Source organism: Streptococcus sp. DD04, from assembly GCF_001578725.1.
Classification (GTDB): domain Bacteria; phylum Bacillota; class Bacilli; order Lactobacillales; family Streptococcaceae; genus Streptococcus; species Streptococcus sinensis.
The window spans coordinates 1-4,560 of the sequence record NZ_KQ968982.1; the positions used below are offsets into that span (position 1 = coordinate 1).

At 41.5% G+C, this 4,560-nt stretch carries 5 protein-coding genes; 2 read left to right on the top strand and 3 right to left on the bottom strand.

Translation table 11 applies throughout. The features are described 5' to 3' along the window. Positions 1–216: 216 nt before the first annotated feature. From hpf to STRDD04_RS09540, 3 genes are all read right to left on the bottom strand, one after another. The gene (gene hpf, locus STRDD04_RS09530) at positions 217–759 is read right to left on the bottom strand and encodes a ribosome hibernation-promoting factor, HPF/YfiA family (RefSeq protein ID WP_037617653.1); all 543 of its coding nucleotides are present in this window, start codon (positions 757–759) and stop codon (positions 217–219) included. Between the two features lie 81 nt (positions 760–840). Further along, complete coding sequence (locus STRDD04_RS09535; protein WP_062201812.1) at positions 841–1,506, bottom strand: ComF family protein; 666 nt, start codon at positions 1,504–1,506, stop codon at positions 841–843. Next, a complete protein-coding gene (locus STRDD04_RS09540) occupies positions 1,503–2,804 on the bottom strand; it encodes an ATP-dependent helicase ComFA (protein WP_062201814.1) in 1,302 nt (433 codons plus the stop codon). The genes STRDD04_RS09535 and STRDD04_RS09540 overlap by 4 nt, the downstream gene beginning before the upstream one ends. Positions 2,805–2,860: 56 nt before the next feature. Between STRDD04_RS09540 and STRDD04_RS09545 the strand changes: the two genes are divergently transcribed. Both STRDD04_RS09545 and cysK read left to right on the top strand, forming a co-directional pair. After that, the gene (locus tag STRDD04_RS09545; protein ID WP_062201816.1) at positions 2,861–3,496 is read left to right on the top strand and encodes a YigZ family protein; all 636 of its coding nucleotides are present in this window, start codon (positions 2,861–2,863) and stop codon (positions 3,494–3,496) included. A 116-nt stretch (positions 3,497–3,612) separates the two neighbouring features. Then, entirely contained in the window at positions 3,613–4,542 is a 930-nt protein-coding gene (gene cysK / locus STRDD04_RS09550) for a cysteine synthase A (protein ID WP_062201818.1), read from the top strand. Positions 4,543–4,560 lie beyond the last annotated feature (18 nt).

A 4,560-nucleotide genomic window follows, 5' to 3' on the forward strand; every position in this document is an offset into this window, starting at 1 on the left:
GTGATTTTTTCATTCCGCCTTAGAATATCGCTGTAAGGGCGTTAAAAACGTGGAAAACAACTTTCAAGAGACTACTAATCTAGTATTCTCTGTAAACGATTTTTTTCTAACTATCAAACTCCAGCGATAGTTTCTTAATAAAAACCAGTATATTTATTTTCTATATTTTACAATTTATCAGATAAAAAGCCATCCAAATCGGACGGCTTTAATGAGTTATTTTACTTCTAACAAACCGATATCTCCATCTTCACGACGATAGATAACATTCGTTGTATTGTCTTCTACGTCGGTATAAATGAAGAAATCATGCCCCAACAAATCCATTTGCAAGATAGCTTCTTCTACATCCATTGGTTTTAGATCAATATGTTTAGAGCGCACCACTTTTGAAGATGATTCATCAGCTTCTTCCACTAAAGCGTCCGTGAAAAGCTGACTAGTTGCAACTTTGTTACGATTTTTCTTTTCAATTTTTGTCTTATTCTTACGAATCTGACGTTCAATTTTATCAACAACTAAGTCAATAGAACCGTACATATCTTGTGAAACATCTTCTGCCCGAAGGGTAATGGAACCAAGAGGAATGGTTACTTCGACTTTTGCCGTTTTTTCGCGATAAACCTTCAGGTTGACACGTGCATCAAGTTCTTGCTCTGCTTGGAAATACTTCTCAATCTTCTCAAGTTTAGAAACTACGTAGTCACGGAGAGCATCAGTTACTTCTAGGTTTTCACCACGGATACTATATTTAAGCATATAAGTACCTTCTTTCTAAACATAAATGTTTTATTTACAATATCATTATAACGCTTTCATTCCTTTTTTGCAAATATTTTCTTATCTTGCGAGTGAAAATGTCAAAACTTCTTTCACACCTGCTTCCAGCAGTAATTCTCGAGCCAATTGTAAGGTTTTACCAGTCGTATAAATATCATCTATCAGCACAATCTTATCTGACAGAAGACTATCTTTTGCCAATCTAAAACATTGCTGACTTTTTAAACGTTCTTCACGATTTTTACTGGATTGAGCAAGCACATCCTGCTTTTCAAGCAAATGTTTATAAGGCAAACCAGCAGCTTGCAAGAAGCCTTCTACCTGATTAAAACCTCGACTTTGGTATTTTTCAGGACTGACCGGAATAGGAACTAAAGTATATTTTTTGAAGTTTCTGAGACTTTTTTTGAGAACTTCCGCAAAAACAAATCTTAGAAGATAATCTCCTTGAAACTTATATTTGCTGAAGAAATCCTTCATCAAATCATTGTAAAGAAAACAGGCCTGATGTTGAACCAAATAGCCTTGCGCTTCCCATGCCTGACAATCCGAGCAAACGTCCTCTCCTCCCTCCTTCCAGCAGCGTGGACAATGGATAGCAGAAATAGCTTCAAATCCTGCTCGACAATGGTTACAAATTGTATTCTGTTCTTTTTGTAATAAAATCAAGGAAGAAAAAGTCCTATTTTCTTCGACTACTTGGCTGCATAAAAGGCAATTTCTCATAGGCCAGCCTCCTTGTTCATCAGTTTGATTTCACGAATCGCTTTTTCGATTGAACTTGTAGTACCGTCGTGAAAGAAGAATAAATCTCCTGTTGGACGCTCCATACTGCGCCCCACTCGACCAGAAATTTGAACCAGAGCACTACGACTAAAAAGACGATGGTTGGCCTCCAAAACAAAGACATCTACACAAGGAAAGGTCACGCCACGCTCTAAGATGGTCGTCGTGACCAAAATGGTAATTTCTCGCTTCCGAAACTCTTCAACGATTTCTAAACGATTTTCAGTTGTTGAAGCCACAAAACCGACTCTTTCCGCTGGAAGGATCTCCTCCAAAACTTGTGCAAATTCCTGACCTCTTTTGATTTCTGAGGCAAATATTAGCAAAGGAGAGCCTGTTTTTCTCTGTCTCTCGATATATTTTTTCAGCTTAGGCGGCAATTTCTTTTTCGCTAAATATTTTTGAAAATCTGCCAGCCAAACTTTTTGGGGCACAATCAAAGGATTGCCATGGAAGCGCCGAGGAAGACTAAGTCGTTTTAATTCTCCTTTTTTAACTTTTTTATCCAGCTCATCCGTCGAAGTGGCAGTTAAAAAGATGGTGGTTCCTTTCTCCTTGACTGACTGCTCCACGGCATGGTAAAGCACAGGATTGTCCACATAAGGAAAAGCATCCACCTCGTCCACAATCAGCAAATCAAAGGCTCGATAAAATTTAAGAAGCTGATGGGTAGTAGCAATGACCAAGGGACTCCGAAAATAGGGCTCGGATTCGCCATGCAAAAGCGAAATCGGGCAGACAAAATCCAGCTTGAGACGGTGATAAAGCTCTAAACAGACATCGATCCGAGGACTGGCTAGGCAAACGGCACCTCCGCGATCAACCACCTCTGCAATCACCTGATAAATCATCTCCGTTTTGCCCGCACCAGTCACCGCATGGACAAGGCTATTCTGCTTTTGAGCAACTGACTCTAACAGTCCCTGAGAAACTTTCTCTTGAAAGGCTGTTAATTTCCCCTGCCACTTGAGTACCTGATTTGCTGGAAAGTCTTCCTGCGGAAAATAGTAGAGTTCTTGGTCACTCCGGACTCGCCCCAAAATCACACATTCCCTACAATAGTAGGCATTGACTGGCAGCTGATGATGCTCTTTGTCCACTTGAGTGCCACAGCGTCCGCAAAATAATTTCCTCCTTTCCTCTCGCATACCGGGAAGCTGCTGAGCTTGCAATTGCAACTCTGGGCTGAGCTGATCTTTTGTAAATATCCTACCTAGGCAATCTTTTCTTTCTAACATACTTTTTTATTCGTAAAACTTTTGGAAAAATCCAATTTTTTGTGTACAATAAAACTATGGAATATAGAACAATTAGACAAGATGGCCAAGCCCAAGAAGAAATTAAAAAATCCCGTTTCATTTGCCATGCAAAGCGCGTTTACTCAGAAGAGGAAGCTAGAGATTTTATTGCTGCCATCAAAAAAGAGCACTATAAAGCCACTCATAATTGCTCTGCTTTTATTGTCGGAGAGAAAAGTGAAATCAAACGAACCAGTGACGACGGGGAACCTAGCGGTACAGCAGGCGTTCCCATGCTCGGTGTCATGGAAAACCACCAGCTGACCAATGTCTGCTTTGTGGTCACGCGCTATTTTGGTGGGATCAAGCTAGGAGCTGGCGGACTCATCCGAGCTTATGCAGGCATCGTCGCTTTGGCAATTAAAGAAATTGGCCTGTTCGAAATCAAAGAACAGGCAGGCCTGCGCCTCAAAATGTCTTACAGCCAGTACCAAAACTTTGATAACTTTTTAAAAGCTGAAGATCTGATCGAATTCGACACAGAATTCACAGATCTAGTTGCCACAACCATCTATATCGACAAGCAGGAAAAAGAACCACTAGAACAGAAATTAGTCGAGTTTTTCAATGGCAAAATCCAAATTGACGATCAAGGTTTGCGCGAGGTTGAAATTCCCTTAACAGTTGAATAATTTAAAAAGCTAGGCTTTGTGATAAAGAATTTTTATCGTGGCCATAGCTTTTTTATATTTTACAAAGTACCGCTTTCGTCTTATACTAGTTTCATTAAAGTATTGAGGTATGAAGGATGACAAACATTTATCAAAATATCACAGAATTGGTCGGACGGACACCAATTGTTAAACTAAATAATATCGTTCCTGAAGGAGCTGCTGAGGTTTACGTCAAGTTAGAAGCCTTCAACCCTGGCTCTTCTGTCAAAGACCGGATTGCTCTCAGCATGATTGAGGCCGCTGAACGCGATGGCCTTATCAAGCCTGGCGACACTATTGTGGAAGCAACCAGCGGAAATACTGGTATTGGTCTTTCATGGGTTGGGGCAGCTAAAGGCTACAAGGTTGTCATTGTCATGCCAGAAACCATGAGTGTGGAGCGCCGCAAGATTGTCCAAGCCTATGGAGCAGAGCTAGTTTTGACTCCAGGTAGCGAAGGAATGAAAGGCGCTATCGCCAAGGCAGAAGAAATCGCCCAAGAGCGCAAAGGCTGGTTACCGCTACAATTTAACAACCCCGCCAATCCAGAAGTTCACGAACGAACAACAGGAGCAGAAATTGTCGCTGCTTTCGGTGAAACTGGACTGGATGCCTTTGTCGGTGGTGTTGGAACTGGTGGGACTATCTCTGGTGTTTCTCATGCTCTTAAAAAAGCGAATCCAAATATCCAAGTCTATGCAGTCGAAGCAGACGAATCTGCTATCCTTTCTGGAGAAAAACCTGGTCCGCATAAAATCCAAGGACTTTCAGCTGGCTTCATTCCAGAGACCTTGGATACAGAAGCTTACGATGGCATTGTCCGCGTGACTTCTGAGCAAGCGCTAGAATTGGGACGCTATATCGGTGGTCAGGAAGGCTTCTTAGTGGGAATTTCATCTGCTGCAGCTATTTTTGCAGCCATTGAAGTCGCGAAAAAACTAGGAGCTGGTAAGAAAGTCCTTGCTCTGACACCTGATAACGGAGAACGCTACTTGTCCACTGCTCTCTATGAATTTGACGCCTAATCGTGAAAATAGTGTACC